23 protein-coding genes and 1 tRNA gene are annotated in these 21,791 nt (G+C 54.5%); 7 read left to right on the top strand and 17 right to left on the bottom strand.

Annotation, left to right across the window (positions count from 1 at the left end; translation table 11 throughout):
• The first annotated feature begins 48 nt into the window (after nucleotides 1–48).
• Together BLR72_RS11190 and BLR72_RS11185 are read left to right on the top strand one after the other, a co-directional pair.
• Complete coding sequence (locus BLR72_RS11190; RefSeq protein ID WP_027231318.1) at nucleotides 49–1,002, top strand: acetyl-CoA carboxylase carboxyltransferase subunit alpha; 954 nt, start codon at nucleotides 49–51, stop codon at nucleotides 1,000–1,002.
• Nucleotides 1,003–1,253: 251 nt separating this feature from the next.
• Nucleotides 1,254–1,330, top strand: a tRNA-Arg gene (locus BLR72_RS11185).
• A gap of 15 nt (nucleotides 1,331–1,345) precedes the next feature.
• Here BLR72_RS11185 and BLR72_RS11180 read toward each other — a convergent pair.
• Entirely contained in the window at nucleotides 1,346–2,401 is a 1,056-nt protein-coding gene (locus BLR72_RS11180) for a tyrosine-type recombinase/integrase (RefSeq protein WP_091948320.1), read from the bottom strand.
• Nucleotides 2,402–2,769: 368 nt separating this feature from the next.
• Nucleotides 2,770–3,042: a hypothetical protein gene (locus BLR72_RS11170; protein ID WP_139202520.1), complete on the bottom strand. Its 273-nt coding sequence runs from the start codon at nucleotides 3,040–3,042 to the stop codon at nucleotides 2,770–2,772.
• 91 nt (nucleotides 3,043–3,133) lie between these two features.
• Here BLR72_RS11170 and BLR72_RS22710 point away from each other — a divergent pair, with 91 nt between their 5' ends.
• The 5 genes from BLR72_RS22710 (at nucleotide 3,134) to BLR72_RS11130 (ending at nucleotide 6,563) form a co-directional block, all read left to right on the top strand.
• Nucleotides 3,134–3,382 carry a helix-turn-helix domain-containing protein gene (locus BLR72_RS22710; protein ID WP_091948311.1) on the top strand — a complete coding sequence of 83 codons (249 nt, stop codon included), beginning with the start codon at nucleotides 3,134–3,136 and terminating at the stop codon, nucleotides 3,380–3,382.
• Nucleotides 3,383–3,408: 26 nt separating this feature from the next.
• Nucleotides 3,409–4,176, top strand: a complete 768-nt coding sequence (locus BLR72_RS11160) for a DUF4145 domain-containing protein (RefSeq protein ID WP_091948308.1) — start codon at nucleotides 3,409–3,411, stop codon at nucleotides 4,174–4,176.
• Nucleotides 4,177–4,469: 293 nt separating this feature from the next.
• Nucleotides 4,470–4,790 carry a helix-turn-helix transcriptional regulator gene (locus tag BLR72_RS11150; RefSeq protein WP_091948302.1) on the top strand — a complete coding sequence of 107 codons (321 nt, stop codon included), beginning with the start codon at nucleotides 4,470–4,472 and terminating at the stop codon, nucleotides 4,788–4,790.
• 237 nt (nucleotides 4,791–5,027) lie between these two features.
• On the top strand, nucleotides 5,028–5,312 hold the full coding sequence (locus BLR72_RS11140; RefSeq protein ID WP_091948297.1) for a hypothetical protein: 285 nt from the start codon (nucleotides 5,028–5,030) through the stop codon (nucleotides 5,310–5,312).
• Between the two features lie 294 nt (nucleotides 5,313–5,606).
• Complete coding sequence (locus tag BLR72_RS11130) at nucleotides 5,607–6,563, top strand: hypothetical protein (protein WP_175492333.1); 957 nt, start codon at nucleotides 5,607–5,609, stop codon at nucleotides 6,561–6,563.
• 538 nt (nucleotides 6,564–7,101) lie between these two features.
• On the opposite strand, the gene BLR72_RS11125 is transcribed toward BLR72_RS11130, so the two are convergent.
• The 15 genes from BLR72_RS11125 to BLR72_RS11050 all read right to left on the bottom strand — a co-directional run bounded on the left by BLR72_RS11125 (nucleotide 7,102) and on the right by BLR72_RS11050 (nucleotide 21,769).
• Nucleotides 7,102–8,178: a type II toxin-antitoxin system antitoxin DNA ADP-ribosyl glycohydrolase DarG gene (locus BLR72_RS11125; RefSeq protein WP_091948289.1), complete on the bottom strand. Its 1,077-nt coding sequence runs from the start codon at nucleotides 8,176–8,178 to the stop codon at nucleotides 7,102–7,104.
• Complete coding sequence (locus BLR72_RS11120; RefSeq protein ID WP_210183728.1) at nucleotides 8,178–8,810, bottom strand: type II toxin-antitoxin system toxin DNA ADP-ribosyl transferase DarT; 633 nt, start codon at nucleotides 8,808–8,810, stop codon at nucleotides 8,178–8,180. The genes BLR72_RS11125 and BLR72_RS11120 overlap by 1 nt, the downstream gene beginning before the upstream one ends.
• A 193-nt stretch (nucleotides 8,811–9,003) precedes the next feature.
• The gene (locus BLR72_RS22705) at nucleotides 9,004–9,447 is read right to left on the bottom strand and encodes a hypothetical protein (RefSeq protein WP_244506673.1); all 444 of its coding nucleotides are present in this window, start codon (nucleotides 9,445–9,447) and stop codon (nucleotides 9,004–9,006) included.
• Between the two features lie 3 nt (nucleotides 9,448–9,450).
• The gene (locus tag BLR72_RS11110; RefSeq protein WP_091948283.1) at nucleotides 9,451–10,854 is read right to left on the bottom strand and encodes a hypothetical protein; all 1,404 of its coding nucleotides are present in this window, start codon (nucleotides 10,852–10,854) and stop codon (nucleotides 9,451–9,453) included.
• A complete protein-coding gene (locus tag BLR72_RS22445) occupies nucleotides 10,855–11,010 on the bottom strand; it encodes a hypothetical protein (protein ID WP_175492332.1) in 156 nt (51 codons plus the stop codon).
• Nucleotides 11,011–12,355: 1,345 nt separating this feature from the next.
• Nucleotides 12,356–13,453 (bottom strand): phage major capsid protein, encoded by a 1,098-nt coding sequence (locus BLR72_RS11095; RefSeq protein ID WP_091948277.1) that lies wholly within the window; start codon nucleotides 13,451–13,453, stop codon nucleotides 12,356–12,358.
• Nucleotides 13,454–13,514: 61 nt separating this feature from the next.
• Nucleotides 13,515–13,877, bottom strand: a complete 363-nt coding sequence (locus BLR72_RS22260) for a hypothetical protein (protein WP_139202518.1) — start codon at nucleotides 13,875–13,877, stop codon at nucleotides 13,515–13,517.
• Nucleotides 13,878–13,887: 10 nt separating this feature from the next.
• Nucleotides 13,888–14,409 (bottom strand): hypothetical protein, encoded by a 522-nt coding sequence (locus BLR72_RS11090; RefSeq protein WP_091948274.1) that lies wholly within the window; start codon nucleotides 14,407–14,409, stop codon nucleotides 13,888–13,890.
• A 371-nt stretch (nucleotides 14,410–14,780) separates the two neighbouring features.
• Nucleotides 14,781–15,782, bottom strand: coding sequence for a hypothetical protein (locus tag BLR72_RS11085; RefSeq protein ID WP_091948271.1), 1,002 nt, complete (start codon nucleotides 15,780–15,782; stop codon nucleotides 14,781–14,783).
• 154 nt (nucleotides 15,783–15,936) lie between these two features.
• On the bottom strand, nucleotides 15,937–16,194 hold the full coding sequence (locus BLR72_RS11080; protein WP_091948268.1) for a hypothetical protein: 258 nt from the start codon (nucleotides 16,192–16,194) through the stop codon (nucleotides 15,937–15,939).
• Nucleotides 16,194–17,405, bottom strand: a complete 1,212-nt coding sequence (locus tag BLR72_RS11075) for a hypothetical protein (RefSeq protein WP_091948265.1) — start codon at nucleotides 17,403–17,405, stop codon at nucleotides 16,194–16,196. The genes BLR72_RS11080 and BLR72_RS11075 overlap by 1 nt, the downstream gene beginning before the upstream one ends.
• Nucleotides 17,402–17,641 carry a hypothetical protein gene (locus BLR72_RS11070; RefSeq protein ID WP_091948263.1) on the bottom strand — a complete coding sequence of 80 codons (240 nt, stop codon included), beginning with the start codon at nucleotides 17,639–17,641 and terminating at the stop codon, nucleotides 17,402–17,404. Before BLR72_RS11070 ends, BLR72_RS11075 begins: the two co-directional genes overlap by 4 nt.
• Nucleotides 17,642–18,100: 459 nt before the next feature.
• The gene (locus BLR72_RS11060; protein ID WP_091948257.1) at nucleotides 18,101–18,910 is read right to left on the bottom strand and encodes a rhamnan synthesis F family protein; all 810 of its coding nucleotides are present in this window, start codon (nucleotides 18,908–18,910) and stop codon (nucleotides 18,101–18,103) included.
• A gap of 698 nt (nucleotides 18,911–19,608) precedes the next feature.
• Nucleotides 19,609–20,625: a zinc-dependent alcohol dehydrogenase family protein gene (locus BLR72_RS11055; protein WP_091948254.1), complete on the bottom strand. Its 1,017-nt coding sequence runs from the start codon at nucleotides 20,623–20,625 to the stop codon at nucleotides 19,609–19,611.
• Nucleotides 20,626–20,788: 163 nt separating this feature from the next.
• On the bottom strand, nucleotides 20,789–21,769 hold the full coding sequence (locus BLR72_RS11050) for an aldo/keto reductase (protein ID WP_091948251.1): 981 nt from the start codon (nucleotides 21,767–21,769) through the stop codon (nucleotides 20,789–20,791).
• Nucleotides 21,770–21,791: the final 22 nt, after the last annotated feature.

Genomic DNA, 21,791 nt, shown 5'->3' with positions numbered 1-21,791 from the left:
ACAGCCAGTTAGAGCAAAATTCACCGTTTGCAGGCAGACATCTCGTCCATGTACAACTACCTTGATTTTGAGAAACCGGTCGCCGATCTCGATGGCAAGATCCTCGAGCTGAAGAAGCTCGCCGAAGAAGGCGACGCGCTCGATACCAATGACGAGATCGCACGGCTGGAAAAAAGGTCGGCCGAGGCCCTGCGCGATCTCTACCGCAAGCTTACGCCCTGGCAGAAGGCGCAGATCGCCCGCCATCCGGACCGTCCGCATTGCGTGGACTATATTTCCAAGCTCTTTACCGACTTCACGCCCCTTGCCGGGGACCGCAATTTTGCCGACGACGATGCAGTGCAGGCCGGCCTTGCCCGTTTCAACGGCCAGGCAGTCGCCGTAATCGGTCAGGAAAAGGGCAACGACACCAAGTCGCGCCTCAAGCACAATTTCGGCATGGCCATGCCCGAAGGTTACCGCAAGGCCGTGCGCATCATGGAACTTGCCGACCGCTTCCAATTGCCGGTGCTGACCCTCGTCGATACGGCCGGCGCCTTTCCGGGCATTGCCGCCGAGGAACGCGGCCAGGCGGAAGCCATTGCCCGCTCCACTGCGGCCTGCCTCAACCTGAAGGTGCCGGTCGTCTCCGTCATCATCGGTGAGGGCGGGTCCGGCGGCGCCATCGCCATCGCCACGGCGAACCGCGTCTATATGCTCGAACATTCGATCTATTCGGTCATTTCGCCGGAAGGGGCGGCCTCGATTCTCTGGCACGATTCGACGCGCGCCAAGGATGCCGCAACATCGATGCGCATCACGGCGCAGGATCTCTATGAACTGAAGATCATCGACGGCATCATCCCCGAGCCCATGGGCGGTGCGCATCGCGGCAAGGACGCCGCCATCGAAGCGACCGGCAACATCATCAATGTCGCCCTCAAATCCATGGGCAACATGGACGGCGACGCGCTGCGCCAGGATCGGCGCGATAAATATCTCTCGATCGGCCGCAATCTTTAGAGCGTTGCTCTCCAAGCAGTAGGCGCTCAAGCCCCTCGCCTTCGACCTTTGATTGAGCAACGGCCGCTTGTCTCCGGGCTTTTTTGTACTGCGCTTCACCGCATGCTGCAGCGAATTTGCTAAGTCGCCGAACAATCCGCGCCGCGACCGCACTGCCGAAAATAGTTTCGGTTTTTTTACGAAGCAGCTTGCAATTCGTTTCCCAACCCATTACGAACCGCGCTGCGCAGACGAACGCGCATAAGTGGTACGCGCCCGTAGCTCAGCTGGATAGAGCACCAGACTACGAATCTGGGGGTCAGAGGTTCGAATCCTTTCGGGCGCGCCATTACTTAGCTGATTTTCAGCCATCTCGTTTTGCATCGCGTTTTGCAAAATCTATTTCCAGAACGTTCTCAAACTTTGCGATTGCGTTATCCGCCATTGTGCTGGTGCGCGCCAAATACTTGTCGAGAATCTCCTGTGCTCGGCGCAAGGAGTGCCCCGTCACGGCGACAATCTCGCCCAGGTTACAGCCGGCTTGAAACAACATTGTCACGGTAGTACCGCGTATGTCGTGGAAATGCAGATCCTCGATGCCAGCCGCCTTGCAGGTCTCCTCCCACTTCGCGGCGAAGTATCGCTTCTTGAAGGCCAGCCCCGTCTTTGTGGTGAGTATGAGCGTGGAGCGCTTTGCAAGCCCGTCCAGCGTCTCCCGCAATGCCTTGGTGCATTTCACATTGACGAAGCGCTTCGTCTTGCCCTGACGCAGCTTAATGCGCTCACCGTCATATGCACCCCATGCAAGCTTTAAGAGGTCACCCTGACGCTGGCCTGTGTGCAGAGCCAAAACCAGTGCGAGCTTCATCTCCTCGTCCGCCGCTTCCATAAATGCATCTACGTGCTCAGGTAACCAAATCATTTCGGACCGATCACCCTCGTAGGCGCGATCGAAGCTATCGAGCACGTTTACTTTCAGGTCGCCATCCTTCGCAGCCCACGACAGAACGCGGGCCAGAATGGTGACGCGATTGTCAGCCTCGCGCGGCTTCTCCTCTGAAAAATCGTCGTGCCACTTGAGCACATCCCTGCGGAAGTTTTTATCCTCGAGAGCCACGTGCGGGACGGTACCGTATTTCCCATCCCAGAACGTCAGGACGCGCGTGTATTCCTTGCGGGTGCTGTCGGCAAGCTTGCGCCATTTGCCTGTCTTTTCAAAGTCGCGGATGACTCCGGAGAGCGTTCCCTTGTTACGGGTCTGGACCTTAGCCTCTGCTGCTGCGATGGAAGCTAGAAACTCAGGTGATCCAGGCTCGCCTTTGAGGCGCGTGGCGGTAGCACGGTGATAATAGTATGTGACGCGCGTGCCGTCAGCGAGTTTGGCGGTGGCTTTGTTGATGCCTTTCAACCTAGTGTGCATTTTGACGCTTCCAGACTTCAAACGGCGATAGGTTGTCGTTGCTTGCCATTGGGGGCGCTTGGTCGCCGCAAAGCGCCCGCTCGATGGCTATTCTGCTCCACCTACGCGTTCCGACTATGGGTTTGGGCACGACGCCCCTCCTGACCCAAGAATCGAACGTGGCCGCGCTTATGTGGCAAAGCGCGGCAGCCTCCGGTCGGGTTAGAACCAGTTTCTCTTTCAGCTCGAGCATCATTCCTCCTTATTTCGTGGACCAATCCAAATGAACAAAAGACTCCGCGCGGTAACGCAACTAAAAAAATGGCCGCGGATGGTGCCGCGGCCGAAGGGTCTTCTTTCCATTTTTGGTGGTTCTCCTCGTGGTGGTTCTAGGGAAGAAGGGATGCCAGCTTTTTAGCTTGGTCGCTGCATTCCATGGCTTGGTGGACCATGAGCGAGTGGCCGATCTTCACGCCCTTGGGGAGGTTCAGAGCTTCGACATTCACAAAAACCATCTCTGCGAGGTCAATCATGATTTCGAGGCGGTGCTGCAGAATAAGAAGTTCGCTTTCCACATCGATTCTCGGCTTGGTTGGAGCCCATCGGGTGGGAATGACAAAGTCGCTTGGGATTCTAGCGGGTGCAATCTGCGTCTGTGCCATGGTAGGCTCCTCGTTGCTTCAATCGGGTCAGTGTGATACATTTAGATCATCAAGATACGATTGTCAACCCCTTTGGATAATTTTGATACCTATGGATCAATTCACTCTGACTGGACGCCAGATTGCAGCCGCTCGGGCTCTGCTTGGATTGTCGCAATCAAGCTTAGCTGACAGCGCCAACATTTCAGTTCCCACGCTGAAGCGGATGGAGGCCAGCGAAGGACCGGCCACTGGAATGGTCAATAACGTTTCGGCTGTACGAACGGCTCTGGAGCAGGCTGGCGTCATGTTTATCGATGCAAACGGCAACGGACCCGGCGTTCGGCTGAAAGATCGATAAGCCCAGATAAATCGATGGAAGATCACATGTCAGACAACAAGCGAGTAAAGGGGCATTGTCCCAAATGCGGTGAAAATCGATGGGCAGACGCACGCGCAGAGTTCGAGGAAAGGTGGGAGCCCGACGATCAACCCATTTGGTCTGTAACCCACCATCGCATCCTACAGTGTGCCGGCTGCGAAGCAGTCTATCATCAAAAGGATCACGTCTTTTCCGAAGATTTTGATCAATACATCCATCCTATGACGGGCGAGGAGGTTTTCGAATATAGTCACAGAATTGACCATTGGCCGGCCCCTATTTCCAAGGCTCCCCCTAACTGGGCTTTCGCAATTGGAAAAAAAGACCTCGAACTGATGAACCTTTTCGAAGATATCTATACTGCGCTTGACCAAAATCTCTCAGTTCTGGCAGCCATCGGTATCCGCACGGCGTTCGATAAAGCATCGGAATCGTTGGGGATCCAATCCGCACTACCCTTCGCTAAAAAGCTGGAGCAGCTTCAAGTAGGTGGATGGATAGGGGAGACGGAGAAAATTCACCTTGAAATCTTAACTGACGCGGGAAGCGCGGCGGCTCATAGGGGGTGGAAGCCGAGCGGAGAGCAGCTTGATATAATGATGTCTAGCCTCGAGCACTTTCTCCAGTTCCATTTTGTCGCTCGAGATGAAATGGAAAAGCTAAAGCTTGCGGTGCCAAAAAAGCAGCAAAAAATCAAGGAGGCAGAGAGACCAGCAGAGGCCTTGGCTTTGCCGTCTCCCGCTCCGGGTGGCGAAAAGTTGGCGGGCAAGTGATGTGCGCGAAACTGCTGTCATTGGTTCCATACGCAGCAATCTCGGTTAGCCTTTTGGCCGCTGCCCTCGGATTGCGAGCCGCAACCTTTCCAATTCGCGAGACCATCAACCACTTGACGTCCGATATCGGCCGCCAGGGTAAGTGGGCAAGTTGGGCAGCGCTAGCCGCAGCCCTCTCTGCAGTTCTGCAATCGATAGACAGATTTCTCCAGTAAGAGCTGCGTGTAAAAATCCCTGTGAATATAAGTCCTCCTATTGGACACCTGGCGGATTCACATCCTACGATCCGTTTCATGCCAGATACCGAAAAACGCCTCCTCACTCGCCAAGAAGCCGCCGCATACTGCGGCCTTAAGCCCTCGGCTTTCTCTCTGTGGGTGGCTAACGGAACGATGCCCAAACCCGTCGCCGGGTCGAGGAGGTGGGATAAGCGCGCGATCGATGGCAAGCTAGATGCGATTGCTGGGATAAAGTCTGATGCGGCATATCAAAAAGACAATTTTGATGAGATTGAGCGCACCATTGACACTAGGCTGGCCGCCAAGAGGAGCAAACCCGAGACAGACCTCGAAAAATGGAGGCGCGAGCGAGATGCGCGCAGAGCAGCCAAGTAGGATTGGCAGGCACAAATGAACCTTCGCTCGAAACCCGACATCACTCCCCGCGGACTTAATCGCGCCCAGGCTTCTGGCTACGCTGGAATCAGTCCCAGCCTGTTCGACATCTTGGTTAGAGCAGGCGTAATGCCACAACCAATCAGATGGGGCGGTAGGCTGGTTTACGACCGGCACGCGATCGACGCCTTATTCGACAGGGTCAAGAAGGAAGACGAATGGGAGGTGGCCGTTTGAATGACCGCCCCACTCTCCCAAATCTACACCCTCGCCGAAGCCGAAGAGAAACTTCGCATGAAGCCAAACGCCTTAGGTAGACTGGCCCGCCGTCACGGCCTGTGTTCCGCCAACGGCCGTAATCTCCTATTCAGCGAGCAGGATCTGGTTGACCTATGGGAAATCATGCGCGTGGCGGCAAAGGAGAGCATCAGGCCAGCGCACGTCAGCTTATCTGAGATTCGAATGATGGAACTGGCAAAGAAGCTGACGGCGAAGAAGCCCAGAAGGAGGTTGAATCGCTAGCTATATGCGCTCACAACCTTTTCAATAATCGGCCCAAATTGAAGCAATGCCCCGATCAGGATAAATTGCAATCCCCGCCTGGCTCCACGCGATTGAGCCATAATGCTTTGAACGTGTGGCAGTTTGTCTTGGTCTTCGGGCTTTTCGGGAACCCATCTTGCTACGCCGATTTCACGCGCCTGATCGATCGTTACGATTGCAGCGTTTGCAGTTTTCCATGCGCCCCAGGCCGTAAAGGCGAGACCAGCACACGTTGCCGCGTCCCCCCAGGTTAGCGGTCCAGCAAATAAGCCTATGTCCACGGCGTCCCCTGTGCGTATCATGAGTTTTGCAACCACTGATGGCAATGTTCTAGTTGCGCTTTATGTACGCGAAGTTAAATTGCGGCAACAAAGGGGCGAGGAAATAATTGTGATATTCAAGGCTTTAGGTGCGGTCGCATGTCTTACGGTTATGGCAATTCCGTCTCGCGCAGATACGATTGACATCTCTGGATTCTATCTAGGCGGAACCCTCCTCAAAGGGACAAGCTCCAGCATTCAAACATGGGAAAACAATGGGCTCGATCCTGAGATTGATGACTTCAGACCAAATTCGCCGCAGGTTGGGGCATTTGGTGGTTACAATTTCATCGATGGGAGCACGTTATTTGGCCTCGAGTTTGATGTCCGAACAGATACTACCAAAGAGAAGCAGGACGCGAACCTTTCAAAATACGAGGCGATATATCCACAACAGTATGGATATGGCTCTGGCGGTCTGGGCCACAGCTTCTATTCCAGTTATGAGGGGGGTCTGTCGAGATCCGACAGACGACAATCATATAGCTATGAGGAAACATTTTCGCCGACGCTGAGCGCTCGCGTTGGACACCAGATCAACAACGTTCTGCTATTCGCGAGGGCGGGTGCGGGCGGTGCGCTGATATCGGAGAAAATTACCGACGACGACAGCGGTTCTGTCTACTGCGGTCAGACCCAAACGTTTACTGCCTACGATCAGTTCGGAAACTTTAAGAACTATATGGTCGGATGCTCAAATCCCTATGCCGGTAAGGTTCAGGTAAAAGAGAGAGATTCCTTCCGCCCTACGGCGACCCTGGCGCTTGGGGCTGAGTACCATTTCGAGAAGATGTTCGCTCGAGTCGAAGGCGAACTGCGCCACATCTTTCTGGATGATAAACTATTGCTATCACCCTCGGACGGGGCAACCCGGTACGCGATCAGCACAAGTATCGGGTTTAGGTTTTGATGTGCGACAAAATGTCGGTCTGACTCGGTTGACGAAGACTCAGTATATAGTTATAATAAATGTAACGCATTGCAGTTTAACCAGTATTGACATCAAAACACGGTCATGGCACAAAAAAGCAGGCACCGAATCGTTCGGGCCTGCCTTTTGTGTTTGTTGATGTGGTCCAGCGCGCCATTCAGCTAACCGGGAGTCACTCAACGCTGTGGAAGGCTTAGTGATAACTCCCAGAGGCTAGCAACGCAAGTCGCTGGAGAACTAAACTATGAGTACACGTAAGACATTTGATGCTGGCCGAGACTCTAAGTCTGGGCAGTTCATCACCATCGAGGAGGCCAATCGGCGCCCCGACAACACGACTGTGGAGCGCGTCCCGAAGCCGGGATATGGCGACACTAAGAAGTAACCTGCATCCTCCACTACAAGACTTTGACGCCCCTTAGTTGGGGCGTCATTCGTTCTAAGGTCCTACAACCCCGCCGCCTTTAGTAACGAACGCATCGGACTGCTCGGTCGTAAACCCGACGGTTTGGCTTAGTCAGGATGCAGTGAGCGAGTTTTCGCCCAGAGCTTCAAGGGCAATGCCTACTATGCGGTCTTCGAACAGCTCCACTTTCCTTTGGGCTGACTCTTTACCACCCGTCCAGAATGGAAGTTGGGTTTTGATGGCTTCAACCTCTGGAGCAGTGTTCTCACGGTGCACCAACCAATCGACAGTCGCCAGCAATTCCATACCCAGCGGGGACTCAAATCCGTCAATCAATTGGCTGGTAGAGTCTAAGACAGCACGATAAGGTTTCGCCTCCTCGGTAGTAAAATAAGCAGATACAATGTCTTTCTTAGCATCGTTGAAATGAATCGGTTCGAATGGACCTGCATCACCGAGCCTCTTTTCACAATGGAGATAACTTCCGTCCAGCGAATTTAGTAAGTGCTTCAAATTATCTGAATACGGTCCGTATTTGTTGGCCGCAAACTCGAACTTCAAAGACGGAAGATGATGCATAAGCGCGAAACGTTCTGCAAAATATGCGAGTTTCTGTATTTCTAGCAGAGAGCATTCGATTCCAAGTATGGAATAGCGGCGCACGAGTTCTGCAATTAATGCCCTCGCGGGTGTAAGCTTTTCAACCCCGGCACGCTTCGCAACGTTTTGATATTTCCTGGTGGGTTCATAAACAATAACGTGAACGTCCTCCATTGATGACAGTTTGTCCAAGATAAGTTCCCTGACTTCACGCCAATCCAATCCGCCATTCCCTGCACCGAGCGGTGGCAGTGCGATTGACTTGATATCTTTGGACACAATCACGCGCTTTAAATCGTCCAATCCTTTAGATATCCAGTCAATCTTCGAAGGGTACCGCCAATGCGCCTTTGTAGGAAAATTCACAATCCACTTCGGCCCATAGAGATCGCGATGCTCTGTTACGAACATCTCTCCTACTCGCACCTTTTTCGCCGTACAAGCGTCTTCATACAATTTGAAGTTTTCTGGAAACGCCTCTTTGAACATCAAAGCGACTCCCTTACCCATCACACCAACTGTGTTGACGGTATTGACCAAAGCCTCGGCTTTAGCCTCTAACAGATTTCCCTCGGCAAATTTAATCATTAGAGAAACCATCCCCTTTTGGCTAAAACCTTGATGCCGGCGCCTCTACTATCGGCTTCGGATTCGACGTTAGCCCTCACATTCTCGTTATAGCACGCAATGCCTAACAGCGCCTCTAGAGGCACATGTTTGTGCACAAGCGCTTCCGCTTGATACTTTTCGAATTTGTCTACATCGTCTTTCTTAAAATCGCGAGCCTGCAACGTTGGCCAAATGATCCATTGTAAATCGGCCAGATTATCAGAGAACTGCGCAGCTCTTAAATATGCGTGCCGATCTGTAAATACGAACGGCACCTTTTTTGCAATCAGATGATGTAGCGAAGACACCAGGATGAGAATGTCTTCCATCGGCCGCTTTGGAATGCCGTTGTATCCAGTCTTTATATTGTACAACATTGGGCTAAACGGCGTAAAATAAAACGGAACGTAGTCGCTAAGTGTACCCCCAGGGGGGCAGGTAACCTCCCTAGAGTGCCTCTTTCCTATTAACTCCGGATTGCCAATGGCCACGTACGGTTTCTCAAGCGTACTAGATTTGCAATGGCAACCGTTATCCAAGGTCTCTCCTAGGTTGTCCCTATGGACTATTCTGAAGATGAAAGCTTTTTGCGGATTCAAATCAATCGACATGATTCGAAATGTATACTGCGGTATTGTGAGCTACAAGCGACCCTGCCGATGCTCAGTCACCTCCCTTTAGCTCACTAGCCCATAGGGGTGTCGATTTTCGACAAGATGGCATGCATTCTGAACACAAGGTGCCAGCAAAGCGCGTGCATTGATTACGGCGACCCCCACGAAGTGTGGCCGCCCAAATCGACAACTAAAGCCCCGCCGCTTCAGTGAAAAACGAATCGATCTGCTCGGTCGTAAACCCGAGCGCCGCGAATCCCGTCTGCAACATTTCATCACTGCGCAGAAACGTTCCGCTGTCGGCATAGGCAGCCTGCGTGCGCTCGTCCTGTGTCGCAATCCACCCTTCAACCGTTGACAGCAGGCCCGCGTCAATTAACTGCAAGCGGAACTGCCGGCGCGTAACGCGATCAGGAATAACAGGCGGTGGCGGTGGAGGCGTATAGACAACAACTTCACCGTCAACGAGCTTGCGCGTCTGGAAATTCGTATAAAGATCGGAAAACTGTTCTTCGCTGATCTCAATCGCCGATGCAGGGATTATCTCTTCCGGGTTGTCGTAAGCCGCGCTCTGGTAAAAAGCAGTGACAAACCCGTCCTGATTAACCGTGATATATATTGTGTTTTTAACCATGACCTAGACTCCCACCGCAATCCAATCAACGCGCAGCGATGTACTCGCGTGCGCGGCTCCCGTCTGCCCAGTCAGCGCGACAACGTAGCCAGTGCTGGCTGTCGGATACCCCGATTGCTTATACGCATGCACGACGATATTGCCGGTCTGGCTATCCCCATTGTACGCCACGAAGTTCCAGCTAACGTTGCTCGAGAACGCCGTCAGCATGGGGATGGCAAAACCTCCCCCGCTCGTTGTTAGCCCGGCTGTCGATCCCCACTGAACAATCAGCCCACCGGGGAATTTGACCCACCCATTCCAACTCGACGGCGCGCTCCACGTCACACCCAACGAGGCGAGAAATGCCGCACCATTGGCGTCGTCGAGCAATGTCTTTACGAATGCAGAAAGAACAACGCCACCATCCTTGATGACCTTGCCTGTGGTGCCGTTCATAAGCACGAGGCTCCCGTCTACGCTCGAAGCCGGCCCACTTACGTCGCCGGTACCTTTGACGGCAATGGCTTTCCAGTAGGTGTTCGAAGTCGTGGGCAGGGTTGGAGGCGCGTTGCCAGTGGTCGCCTGCAGCGCAATCCACGACGAGCCCTGGTTAGTAACGACATCATCTTTTAGATACGCCGTCGCGCCTGCATAGTCGCCCCTGAACACAAAGCCATTGCCGGCAGCGGCAAGCAGGAACCATTGCGTGTTTGAAGTCGTCGGCAAGGTCGGCGGTGGATTATCGGTCGTTACAACGCGCGCGATCCACGATGAGCCGTTGTACAGGACAACATCGCCGATTTGATACGTTGTCGATCCGCTATAGTTTCCTTTCGACTGGAACGTGCCGTTCGGGCCAGTCAGGAAAGCAGGATCCGACCAGTCGGCCAGCGTATTCGAGACTTTGAAGTAAACCGCCGACCGCCCGTCACCAACGTCTGCGACGAGAACGGTGTAGCCTGCTGCCTGACCGTCATATGCTGCGCGCTGCGCGAGGGTTTCAACCTTTTGGTCGACGTCGATGCCCTGCTTAAGCTCCTGCCGGGACACAAGCGTCATCGCGCCCGCGCCGGTAAAGATCGGAATGAGATCGAGGGCCCCGGCCAAGGCAGAGAAGGCGGTCAGGTTGCCATTGCCGAGAAGCGCCACCAGGTCGCGCAGGGCCGCTGTATAGCGCGAACCGTCTGGCTGGTATCGGATGGCATACGGAGCATTTACCAGCGTCGTTCCGGTCCACGGGGCGGATAGCGTTATCTGTGTGTTGCTGTCGACCGAAGCGATGATGGCGTCAAGGTTTTGTGCCTTGAACGTGTCGCCAGGGTGTAAGTCGGCAGCGGTCCAGTTGGCGCCGCCTGCACCAGTAACGGTGATTGTGCCCGTTACGATCGACGCGTTGCCGGCCTGGTAGTCGTTCCGAATTGCCATTTATTGGGCTTTCCTTCCTGCGATGTATTCCGCGACGAGGCGTTCGGCTTCGTCGAAGCCAGCGTTGCTGGCGGCCTCGAACTCAGCTTTGCGGCTGAGGTATTTGGCTGTTTTTAGGCGTGCGGAATCGTCCGCAGCGTTCGCTTCGGTGCTCATATTGGATCCTTTGATTAGATGGTTACTTCCACAGGCGAGTGGCAGGCTTCGAACCACGGCACGCAAAACGCTTCCGATGGCTTTACTTCGAAGGTTAGGTCACGCCCGTTTACTCGGGCTTGAATCGAGGATCGCATATAATACTCCTACAAACGGGAACATGTTGTGTCTTGTTGCACTAGCGCCACTAGATGTGCTATAAACTTGAAGTCAAACCCCAAGGAGGCTGACATGGCTAGCAATGAGAAAACTGGTGCAAAGGCAGGTAAAGCCGCGTCGAAAGTGCTTCGAGGCAAGGGCACAAAAGCGGACTCCAAAACCGCCGCTGGGTCGGCTCTATCGCAACGACCAGACAAGGGTAAAAAATCCAATTAGTTTTACACCGAGCGGCGGGCGGGGCGTATAAAGATGGCTGAATACAAGTACGGCAATCACCTGATTAAGGGTGACAGCGTTGCATATGACACCGAGTGGGTACCAGGAAGCACGCCGCCAAATTCTGGCATATACCGATGCAAAAATTGCGGTGACGAGATAGCGGCCAACAAGGGCAACCCATTGCCACCGCAAAATCATCATCAGCACAAGAATCGTGCTCCCATCATTTGGCAGTTACTCGTTTTTGCCCAACAGCAGCCCTAGATATTACCATCGATCGAATATGTCTTCGTCCGGACTATCGGTGTCAGGGGACCAGCCTATCTTTGCGAAGTCCGCGGGCGTGGCGCCCATTTGCCCTAGACACAACCGCAAAAGGTTCATTGCCTGAACGCCCACGTCCCCTCCTGCTGCGAGCCGAGCACGTAGAATGGATGCAATCCCCATGAAAGCTCGGTGCGACTCGCGCAGCCAGGGCATTTCGGAGTCAAAATCTCGCCAGGCCTCAGCCTGCTCGGCTGTCAGCCACCGTGGTGGCGGGCCCAATGTTGCGGCCGAAGGGTCGTTGCGCCCATTGTAGCGAGTGGGGTGAGTTAGATCGCGGCCCTCGACGAGGGCAATCGCCTTTGGTTTGCGAGGTCGTGCCATAGGGTCATTTTTCCAATTGGTTTTTTGCGCAGAATGCGGGCCCACGGGTCCTGGCCGGAGACATGCTTAGACTTTTTGTATACCCCCTCACCGAAAATTAACCTTAAAACCTGCGGCGTCGCGTGCGCGTGTTTGGCGGCGGTCCTAGGTCTGGAGGAGGCCTGACTTCTATACGCCCCCGTAGAAAGGCGCCGCGCGCGATGCCAAAGGCAAAGGGGACTCGCGCGGCGCCGTGCTCACAGTGTGTAGGGGTCAAATAGGACTTGGCGGGCCTCCCCACACCTTCGACCGAGCAAGCCGCCTTCACACCCGCCTATTTTTACGCGACTACAAGCGAGCCTTTAACGAAGGCTTCCGGACGATAGACAGCGAGAGCGAGTCGTTCCTCAATACGCGCCGTGATCATATTCTTCTCGAAATCATCGCTGTTCTCCGAGGAGATCAGGAACTCAATTTCGAGTCGATCAAAGATTTCTGCACCGGTTTCGAAGCCACCTAGCAAGAAGCTGCCCACGGGCATTGCCATAGAAGGAATGACGGGCAGGTCCCATATGCGTGGAGCCGTGGTACCAAATGGACCGTCAGACAGATAGTTGCCACCCAGGTCCTTGATGCCGAGAATGCGGCGCCAATCGCGAACCGAGAGGATAATGCCCGACGCTGGCAACAGTGCCTCTTCTGCCTGGCTGATCGCGTGCAGCAGAATGTCGAGTTCGGTGTCGCCTGCAGCCGTGCGCGAGGTTTCGTAAGCGCTGGCTTGGGGCATAATGCCGTTGAGGTTCTGGCCTGTATTGTTGCCATTCAGGAGTTGGGTCTCCTCGACAAGCTTCAGTCCATAAGTACCACGTGCGTTGATATAGCCAGCCAATGCCGGCGAGTCGTCCATGATCTGGCGGCTGGCCTTGAACAAGTGCGCTAGCGTCCGGACAGGCGACGTAACCAGATCGAAAGTCAGATCACTCGTTGGCTTTTGGGCGCCTTCAGCGACTGGCGCAGCGTTGTTCGTAAAGCCAGTTTCTTTCGGATACTCAATAGAGTTCGACGTTGTGGGCGTGCTGGGGATCAAATCACGAATGGTAAAGCGTCGTTCTGGAGGCGCCACGATACCTGGACGACGATCTGCCTGCACCAAGGAGGTCGTCGCAGACCGTCCGGCACCCACAGTGGTATTACCAGACGTAAGCGCTGCGCGATCGAGCTGAATGAGAGACTTTCCACGGAAGCTGGAGGACATGGCCTTGACGGAAGCGTGATTGGCCACCTGATCGCCGAGAGACGCAGATGACGAGTTGTCGTTGTCACCAAAGGTCAGGCGCGCAGAACGCTTCTCCAGTTCAGACACTCGGTCGTTATATTCGCTTTTGAAATCATTGATGGAGTCGGCGATTGCGCCAATTTTTGCAGCTAGTTCAGACATAGATGTTCCTTTCGGCGGTTAAGCCGTTTGGGGGGAGGTTGGTTGTGTTGGGTGGTTTAGGTTAGTAGTCGCCGCGAGCAATCGCTGCGCGGACTGCGTCTCGAGCGTGGAATAGTGCCGCTCCAGTAGCGTTCGCTTTTTCCACAGGTTTGGATGAATCCAGTTTGGCGGAAATACCCAGTACAGCGGACAATTTAGACAGGGCTTCTTCTGAATGGGATTCCACTGCTGAGTGCCCGCCAGATTCGCATCGGGCCATGGTATCGTTTAGCAGTTCAAAAACACGTTGACGTTTTTCCGCGGCACTAGGATTCCATCCCTCACGTCTATTTTCGGGTGGAAACAAAGCGTCGTAAGTCTCAACTGCGTCGATGTTCTTGGGAATGTTCCAAAGGCCATCTGGCCTTTTGTATGGGTGTGTCATTTTGATTTCCTTACTGGAAGGCTCTCTGGAGCCGAGCGAGCTCAATCATTGCATCCGCTTGCGATGGAGCCTGCCCCTGTAGTTCGGCAGCAATCGCCATCAACGCGTATCCAGGTACGATCGAGGCTTTGGCTGCGGTCTTGACTGGCGCGTCGGTGCCGTAGACGTGATGGCAGCCGTTGATGGTCAGCGATACGCCTGGTGGGTCATGTCTAAGAATGACGTGGCCAACGTCGACAGGAGGTCCAAACAAGACTTCTGCCAGAACATCGCCGAAGCTTAAGCCATTATGGCTGGTAAGGTGCGAAAACGCCTCAACAGACGAATGGACATTACCAAGGCCGTGGTCTGCCAACGTCGCGAGGACTAGGCGGGTTATTTCGACTTCGTCTAGCTCAGGCGGAAACCTTCTCGAGCCTGCAGCTTTTGGAATCTGGCCATCGTCAGCCAATCTTACGGCGATGTGATGCACACGGCTCGGCAAAATATTGAGTCGACGCGCGAGTATTTCGACAATCTGCGATTTCCGCATGAGTCGCCTCCATTTGTTGCAAATTGATATTGAATGCCTTTTAAAAAAGGCGACGAAAGGCCAGGCGAGCGCAGCGTGGTGTGCGGCCCACACTGCGCTCAGCCGGATCAGGCAGGAGGAGAACCAAACTGCCGATTCATCGGTGCCAGTACATCCGTGGTCACCAAAAGGTCGGCTCAGAGATCGCGAACGAAAGCTGAGCCTTCGCACGAGAACCCGCCGAGGTATCGCGCAAAGAAAAGGCCGCTCGAGAGCGACCTTTGAAATCCTGTCCTACTATATACGCGCTCAGGTGGCACGGTTTGTAACATTTGTCTGAGAGTTTCCCTGCACCCTACATATATAGGGTGATGAACTGGCAGATACGTTTATTAAGCTGCGATATTTTTTGAGATTTCTGCAAAATTGTCGTTCGCCACAAGCGCCGAAACTGCGCGGAGGAAGGCGTGTTTGCCGGCCTTATCGGCATACCTTCCTTTGTATCCGAGTCTAGTCCCGATATCGGTAAAGGTCGAATTTGAGAGTGCTTCCTCGAGAATGCGCGCGTCGGCTTCAGGCAATTCTGGCCTCTCGTATTGCTGCGCCAATGGAATGGCACCCCTTGATGTGGTCTGCTTAGCGCCAACCATGCCTCCAAGCCACACGGCGCCTTTGGCAATCGCAGGAGGGCATTTCTGGACGGGTGGCAGCACTGTCGTGTTGGCATAGGCGTCGGCTAGTACCTTGGCGTTTACTATCGCTCGCGCCATCACCGCCTCGTCCTCGGGAGTTCGCGACTCTGCAGGCGGCCTGTTGTGCATTCCGATCGGCGCGGCGCGAACAGCCACAGCCCGATGTTCAATAGGCACACCGCGTAAATCAAGGTATCCAAGCTTGCGCGGGTTACGCTCTGCATTTGGAACGGGCAGCTTAACTATGCGCTTCGCAGTCTTGCCACCTCGTGGCTTGTCCGTCTCAACCTTAGGCTCGATAGGTTTTCCGCTAGCCGTTGTGGCGTACTGCACAAGCACGCCGGCGCGGAATACCAGATCGCCAATCACGGCCGAACTGCTACGCGGTTGCTGAAGATATTCATAGGCAATCCATACGGATGGCTTGGAATTCTTTAGTGCGCGCTTGCGTGGGACCGTGTTGGTTGCCCGCGTTCGGTACATCTGCGAAACCATGTAGTCAGCATCGGGTTTGATGCTGTGCAGGTACTCGATAGACGGCTTGGCTGGCGTTTCGCCGTCAACGTCTGTTTCTTGCTCGAAAGTCTGGTCGTTGTCGTTGGCCGGCCTGCCGTATTGACGAAGCAAATAGCCCGCTTCTGGGTCCTGCTTTAATAGCCAGGTAACGAGGCGGGCGCCTCCACGGAATCGATATGTGCTCATGCGAGTGTGGTCATATTTGGCGGGTTCCTTCTTGCCTGCTAAACTGCCAGCTTGATTGCCGCTTGATACTGTGGCTGGTATTCAATGTAAGCTTAAACACTAAATGCAGTGTAAGCGGTGCATTTACTCAACAAAAAAGACTAGGGCCGCGGAGTCAAGCGGCCTGCCTTGGTTTCAGTGGCCAAACATTTCCCTCTATCGACGGAAAGATTGATCCATCATCCTTGTCGGTTTTCATGACGATGAAATCCAGCATCACGCCGTTACTGACAACGCCAACAACCTTGAGCGGCTTATCATCGATGTCTTCTGCGTCGAATGGCGCGATCGCGATCATGCCGCGTGTTAGTTCGTCGGGATCGGCCGGCTGAGGCAGGCGCTCTTCCAGAACTCTAAAGATATCTTCTAGCATTATGCTGCTTCCTCTATTGGTGCATAGGAGATTAGGCCGCGATCAATCGTGACCTGAAGCGGCCTGAAATGAAGTTGGTCTGTGTCGTCTAGGGCGCCTTCAAAGCTAACGGCACGCATGATATCGCGCAAAAATTGCTGTCCGCGCTCTTGCTTTTTTGGGTCTGCGGCCTGCACAAAGAAGGTATGATCGACTGTGTTTCCCTCCCTGCCGTCTAGTTCGATTGTGAACACCGCTTGTTGGTCTTTCGGATTTGGCCATCCCACATGGCTATCAATGATCTCGCCCCTGAATGTTCCGAACGGCGAGAACGGGCCTACATCCCACTGATAAACTGGCAACGCCGGCAAGCCGTCATTGTCATTCGCGGCTACGGCTGGCTTTGAGGGCTTGCGCTCGTTTGCCTTGGCGATCGCGGCCTCTTTTGGATCCGTGTAGACATCCGGCAAGTCTTCGTCGTATCGCTCTCCAGTAAGCCAGTTGGCTGGAGTCGGAATCCATTTCTTGTCTGTGCTTTGGCTGGCGTAGTGCGCAGCCCAAAGGCTGGCCGCTTCTATGATGCGCCCTGCTAGCTCTTCACTTGGATTGATCTTGTCCCAGGCTGAGCGTGCCTTAGGCTTCTGGAATTTGCGGGGGAAGGCCAGCCAGAATTTATCGAACGCACTCTCCGGGACCCGTGTGCCTGCCGCGGCGCCCGAAAGGGCAGCCGAAGGCGGGGCACCATGGGTATCAAAGTTACTACCTACCTGTAACCCGGCTTTGTAGGCCGGTTCAGGTAAGTAGGATTCGTTCGACTCGGGTGGAACGCTAAAATCTGTAGTGTTCGACTCGGGTGGAACACTTGCGTTCGACTCCTGTGGAACACTAGGTGAAATAGTCTTAGCGTTAGAGGTGGGTGAAACACTAGACCAATTTGGACTATACTCGGTTGGCCGAGTGCCAATGCCGATTCGCTGGGTCATGTAACCCCAATCGACTAGTTCACGGCAGGCCTTGATAATGATCCCCTTGGAAAGGCCGGTGGCTTGTTCGATGAAGCGAACACTGGCTCTGCCATTGCCTTTGGCCTGCATGTAGCGGTCGATGATGACCCAGGCAACTTTGACGTGCCGACCGGAGCCGTTCGTGCGTCGATCAAGAATGATGTCTCCCAGAGTCCACCATTGGGACAGGAGCGACCCGGGCACCGCTGTGCGAGGAGCGTCGCTCACTGGCGCACCTCAAGCGCTTCTACTGCAAGGGCAGTAAGGCGCTTGGCCAAGGCTGTAGAGAAGGTCGCCGATCGCCGCTGCCCAGCCTGGGGGGCATACAGCATGTGATTGCCGTCAGGCTGCTTCACCAACCTCAATCCATAGAGACGGATGTGCTCATTAAGCTCGACATCAACGAACGCGATACAGTCGCGCTTGCCGCACTCTCTGGTTGGGTGGCAGTATAGAATCTTCATATTTGTGTCCCTTTGTTATGGCGCAAGAATGCGCGCCCGCTGAGCGGGAAGTGACGTAGAAAAGCACCCGAAATCATTTTGAAATCGAGTGCTAAGCTATTGATATGTGATGGGGTCAAAATTGACCGTTTTGCAAATTTCTGTAGACGCTTCTATGGACCGCATCCGCCTACGAATCTGGGGGTCAGAGGTTCGAATCCTTTCGGGCGCGCCATACTTTCAATATGATCCAATTATAGTTGTGATGGCCACTGTAGGCGCAAGCCCGATTTCGCAGGGGCCTTTGCCGGTAACGAACGGTAGCGTCTTGTTGCTTTCATACAGCAGGATACACGACGATCGCCTTTGCTTCGACCAGCCAACCTTCAGTTTTAAATTGATCGTCGCCCTAATGACCTTATTCCGCGGCTTACGCAAAAGGGCACGACCTGGACAAAATTTCGCGGCTGCAGGTATAGTCTAAAAGTACGTTAGTTTTCGATGGCGGACTTTATTCGGAAACAATTCCGTGTCATCGCCAATTTCTCGCAAAGACCAACCTTGGGATCTGAGCATCATCGGGATTGCTCGTTCAAGCACGTGGCCGTAAGTTCCGTCCCTTTGCCCGCGTTCCTTCTCAAACTGATCAAGGTCGACATTGGAAAGAATGCTGTTGGCACACTGCGACCGTATCCAGAACATGGTTCCCGCATAGAAACCAAGGTCAACAGAGGCCGGCTCTGAACCTGCCGATCTTATAAATTTAAATACTCGTCTCTGGTTTGAGCCCCAATATCCCAGATCGCTGACATAGGACCCGCTCGCGCCAATCATCGCCAATTTAGGCGAATTGCCGAATTCATTAACGATCTTTTGGACGCCTGCTTCAGAGGGAATAAGTTCATTTAGCAGATCGCGTCTCCATTTCTCGCCGGATGGAGAATAAAGACTGCGCTTCCCGTGAATTTTCAGGATTGGTAGATCGTCGGGCAATTTGAGAAGAGCGAGCACCCTGAGGAAGGGCAAGACATCCCGCCCCTTGTTTTCGGTGGCCAATACGTCAAGTGAGACCTTGCATCTTTTCCACCTGGATTTGAATGCCGACAACACTAATGGATTGGACGACGTGACATAGATCTGGGCGGTGTCTGGCACCCGATCGAGTACGCAGATGAGTTCGTCCACCACCTCCTCGTAGTGGCAATGGCAAATAACAATGACCGGAAGCTCGCTTGTCTCCTCTAGGTCCGGCCTGGGTGATTCATTAATTGACAACTGAGCTATCTCCACAAGACCACAAAGAACCGTTTAACGACAACCTATTTGGTTGGTCGCCAATACTTCACAAGACCGCACTGTTACTCGATTTTTCAACGTAGTGACGAATCCCGTCACATCTGTCAAACCGTAATCACTGGTGACCCGCGATTCACAACCCGCTTTCAGCCTTTTTCCAAGCGCGCAAATGTACCCATCTTGTGATGTTCCAGCTATACCAATGTTAAAGGGGCTGCCCCATCTTGACACACCATCACACCGATCTCGTGAAAAAAGTTCGCGTCGTAAAAGCCTTTCAATCTGTCAATTAAAGCGACTTGGGTCGGTAACCGCAGAAAACAATGCGCTTGGGAAGGCGCTTGGTGAATGCAACGAACAAGTGAAAGGCCTCGTTTCAAACGCCGCCTCGCTCGAGCGAGCGATAGAACAATTGCAATTAGATAGAGCACGGCAAGACGGCGAACTACGAGAATTACGGAATTCAACGTCTTGGAAACTGACGGGCCCCCTTAGATTTTTCGGACGCCTGATCGGTCGCGGTTAGTGAATGCTCTCATCGATAAGGCAACAAAGACTCTTGCCGCCGAGCTCGGTGACGCGGCTATCGCGCACGCGATCCTGCAAGTCCGTACAACCCTCCTTGAAACGCGCGAGCCCCCAGGTTCTGATTACAACAGCGCCGGCGAGCCTCGAAGATAACGATGGCAAGGTCAGACGCGGAGCATCGTCTTGATTGCCCGGCGTTCGTCCATGGCCTTGTAGCCTTCCGCGACATCGGCAAGCGGAAGCGTCAAGTCAAACACCTTGCCGGGATTGATCTTGCGGGTAAGCACGAGGTCCATCAGGTGCGGCAGGAAGCGGCGGACCGGGGCCGGGCCTCCGAGCATCCCGACCTGCGCGAAGAACAGCGACTGACCATCAAACTGCACGCCGTGCGGCACACCGACATAGCCGATCATCGAGCCGGGACGCGCGACCTGCAGCGCCTGGGTCATCGACTCCTGCGTGCCGACGCATTCAAGGACGGCGTCGGCGCCAACCTTTTTGGTTAGTTGCTTGATCCGCGCAATACCTTCCTCGCCGCGCTCCGATACAATGTCGGTCGCGCCATATTCGAGGGCGAGGTCCTGGCGCGTCTTGTGGCGGCTCATGATGATGATGCGACCGGCTTCCATCTGCTTTGCGGCCAGCACGCCCATCAATCCGACAGCACCGTCGCCAACGACGACCACCGTCGATTCCGGCTGCACGCGCGCCGCATCCGCGGCGTACCAGCCGGTTCCGAGTACATCCGAAACCGCGAGCAGGCTTGGAATCAGGTCTTCGTCCGGCTGCGTCTCAGTGGCGACGAGTGTGCCATCGGCAAGCGGGACGCGGGCATAGGGGGACTGCGCACCAGTCATGAACTCGCGCTGCTCGCAGGACGACTGAAAGCCGAACCGGCATTGCGGGCAGGTATTGTCGGAGATTACGAACGAGCCGACGACAAACTGGCCAGGCCTGACGGTCTTCACATCGCTACCGACCTCTACCACCACGCCGCAGTATTCATGGCCCATCGCCAGCGGCGCCGTCACCTCGTTGGCACCGCGATAGGGCCACAGGTCCGAACCGCAGACGCAGCTGGCCGACAACTTGATGACGGCGTCGGTGGGCTTTTCGATTTTGGGCTCGGGCCGCTCCTCGAAGCGAACGTCGCCAGGGCCGTAGAGCATCGTTCCAAACATGACGTGTCCTTTCGTCTACTCTTGTTCTGAGGGTACTCCATCACCATGCGAATGTCAGGCGAAAGCCTCTAATGCAGGCGACGTGCCTAAACACGGCTGGCCCGCGGACTTTCGGCGGGCGAGCCATCGACACACCCGCTTTAAATTGCTTGCGAAGCATGCGTCATCGATCGATCCGCGCCTGGTTCTGCGGTGAATAGCGTTCGCCGGTGATCGCGATACCGGAAAGCGCGTCGTCGATGGCAGCAAGCTCGGCGGGGGAAAGCGTGATAGCTGCAGCGCCGAGATTCTCCTCAACACGGGCCAGCTTTGTCGTGCCGGGAATGGGCACGATCCAGGGCGCTTGCGAAAGCACCCAGGCCAGCGCGAGCTGGGCTGGCGTCACCTTCTTTTCGCGGGCGATTTTGGCAAACGCCTCGGCAAAGACGTGATTTGCGGCAAGATTGTCAGGTGCAAAACGCGGCACCGTGCTGCGGAAATCGTCTTTCCCGAATGTCGTGTCCTTGGCAAGAGTGCCGGTCAGGAAGCCCTTGCCGAGGGGGCTGAATGGCACAAAGCCAATGCCAAGCTCTTCCAGAACCGGAAGTATCAGATCCTCGGGCTCACGCCACCACAGCGAATACTCGCTCTGCAGCGCCGCAACCGGCAAAACGGAATGCGCTCGACGGATGTTTTTAACACCCGCTTCCGACAGACCAAAATGAAGAACCTTGCCTTCCGCGATCAGTTCTTTGACCGTTCCGGCGACGTCCTCCATGGGCACATTGGGATCGACGCGGTGCTGATAGAGCAGGTCAATGCGGTCTGTTTTCAGGCGCTTGAGCGATCCTTCGACGGCCGCGCGAATGTGCTGGGGCTGGCTGTTCATCGCACCGCCCCCGGCAATGTCGAAACCGAACTTCGTAGCGAGGACGACCTGATCGCGGATGGGGACCAACGCTTCCCCTACAACGTCTTCGTTTTTGTAGGGGCCGTAGACTTCAGCCGTGTCGAAGAAGGTGATGCCGCGCTCAAAGGCTCCGCGGATCAGTGCAATGGCATCAGGTAAGGCCAGCGGCGGACCGTATGACTGGCTGATGCCCATGCAGCCAAGACCGATCGCCGAAACCTCAAGGCCGCTTTTTCCCAAAATCCGCTTTTGCATGTTTCTATCCTTCTTGCTTGTT

Origin of the sequence: Phyllobacterium sp. YR620 (genome assembly GCF_900104165.1) — a bacterium.
Lineage (GTDB): Bacteria > Pseudomonadota > Alphaproteobacteria > Rhizobiales > Rhizobiaceae > Phyllobacterium > Phyllobacterium pellucidum.
The sequence above is the reverse complement of the archived record's forward strand: the minus strand, read 5'-3'. Positions and strand labels throughout refer to the sequence as shown.

Bases quoted from the DNA above. Each gene is read 5' to 3' on its own strand.
- BLR72_RS22260 (WP_139202518.1), bottom strand. From the start codon at position 13,877: ATGACACACCCATACAAAAGGCCAGATGGCCTTTGGAACATTCCCAAG.
- BLR72_RS11150 (WP_091948302.1), top strand. From the start codon at position 4,470: ATGCCAGATACCGAAAAACGCCTCCTCACTCGCCAAGAAGCCGCCGCA.
- BLR72_RS11050 (WP_091948251.1), bottom strand. From the start codon at position 21,769: ATGCAAAAGCGGATTTTGGGAAAAAGCGGCCTTGAGGTTTCGGCGATC.
- BLR72_RS22445 (WP_175492332.1), bottom strand. From the start codon at position 11,010: ATGAGCACCGAAGCGAACGCTGCGGACGATTCCGCACGCCTAAAAACA.
- BLR72_RS11130 (WP_175492333.1), top strand. From the start codon at position 5,607: ATGTCCACGGCGTCCCCTGTGCGTATCATGAGTTTTGCAACCACTGAT.
- BLR72_RS11070 (WP_091948263.1), bottom strand. From the start codon at position 17,641: ATGAAGATTCTATACTGCCACCCAACCAGAGAGTGCGGCAAGCGCGAC.
- BLR72_RS11110 (WP_091948283.1), bottom strand. From the start codon at position 10,854: ATGGCAATTCGGAACGACTACCAGGCCGGCAACGCGTCGATCGTAACG.
- BLR72_RS11125 (WP_091948289.1), bottom strand. From the start codon at position 8,178: ATGATTAAATTTGCCGAGGGAAATCTGTTAGAGGCTAAAGCCGAGGCT.
- BLR72_RS11180 (WP_091948320.1), bottom strand. From the start codon at position 2,401: ATGCACACTAGGTTGAAAGGCATCAACAAAGCCACCGCCAAACTCGCT.
- BLR72_RS11090 (WP_091948274.1), bottom strand. From the start codon at position 14,409: ATGCGGAAATCGCAGATTGTCGAAATACTCGCGCGTCGACTCAATATT.
- BLR72_RS11055 (WP_091948254.1), bottom strand. From the start codon at position 20,625: ATGTTTGGAACGATGCTCTACGGCCCTGGCGACGTTCGCTTCGAGGAG.
- BLR72_RS11095 (WP_091948277.1), bottom strand. From the start codon at position 13,453: ATGTCTGAACTAGCTGCAAAAATTGGCGCAATCGCCGACTCCATCAAT.
- BLR72_RS11160 (WP_091948308.1), top strand. From the start codon at position 3,409: ATGTCAGACAACAAGCGAGTAAAGGGGCATTGTCCCAAATGCGGTGAA.
- BLR72_RS11140 (WP_091948297.1), top strand. From the start codon at position 5,028: ATGACCGCCCCACTCTCCCAAATCTACACCCTCGCCGAAGCCGAAGAG.
- BLR72_RS11085 (WP_091948271.1), bottom strand. From the start codon at position 15,782: ATGAGCACATATCGATTCCGTGGAGGCGCCCGCCTCGTTACCTGGCTA.
- BLR72_RS22705 (WP_244506673.1), bottom strand. From the start codon at position 9,447: ATGGTTAAAAACACAATATATATCACGGTTAATCAGGACGGGTTTGTC.
- BLR72_RS11190 (WP_027231318.1), top strand. From the start codon at position 49: ATGTACAACTACCTTGATTTTGAGAAACCGGTCGCCGATCTCGATGGC.
- BLR72_RS11080 (WP_091948268.1), bottom strand. From the start codon at position 16,194: ATGCTAGAAGATATCTTTAGAGTTCTGGAAGAGCGCCTGCCTCAGCCG.
- BLR72_RS11120 (WP_210183728.1), bottom strand. From the start codon at position 8,810: ATGTCGATTGATTTGAATCCGCAAAAAGCTTTCATCTTCAGAATAGTC.
- BLR72_RS11170 (WP_139202520.1), bottom strand. From the start codon at position 3,042: ATGGCACAGACGCAGATTGCACCCGCTAGAATCCCAAGCGACTTTGTC.
- BLR72_RS22710 (WP_091948311.1), top strand. From the start codon at position 3,134: ATGGATCAATTCACTCTGACTGGACGCCAGATTGCAGCCGCTCGGGCT.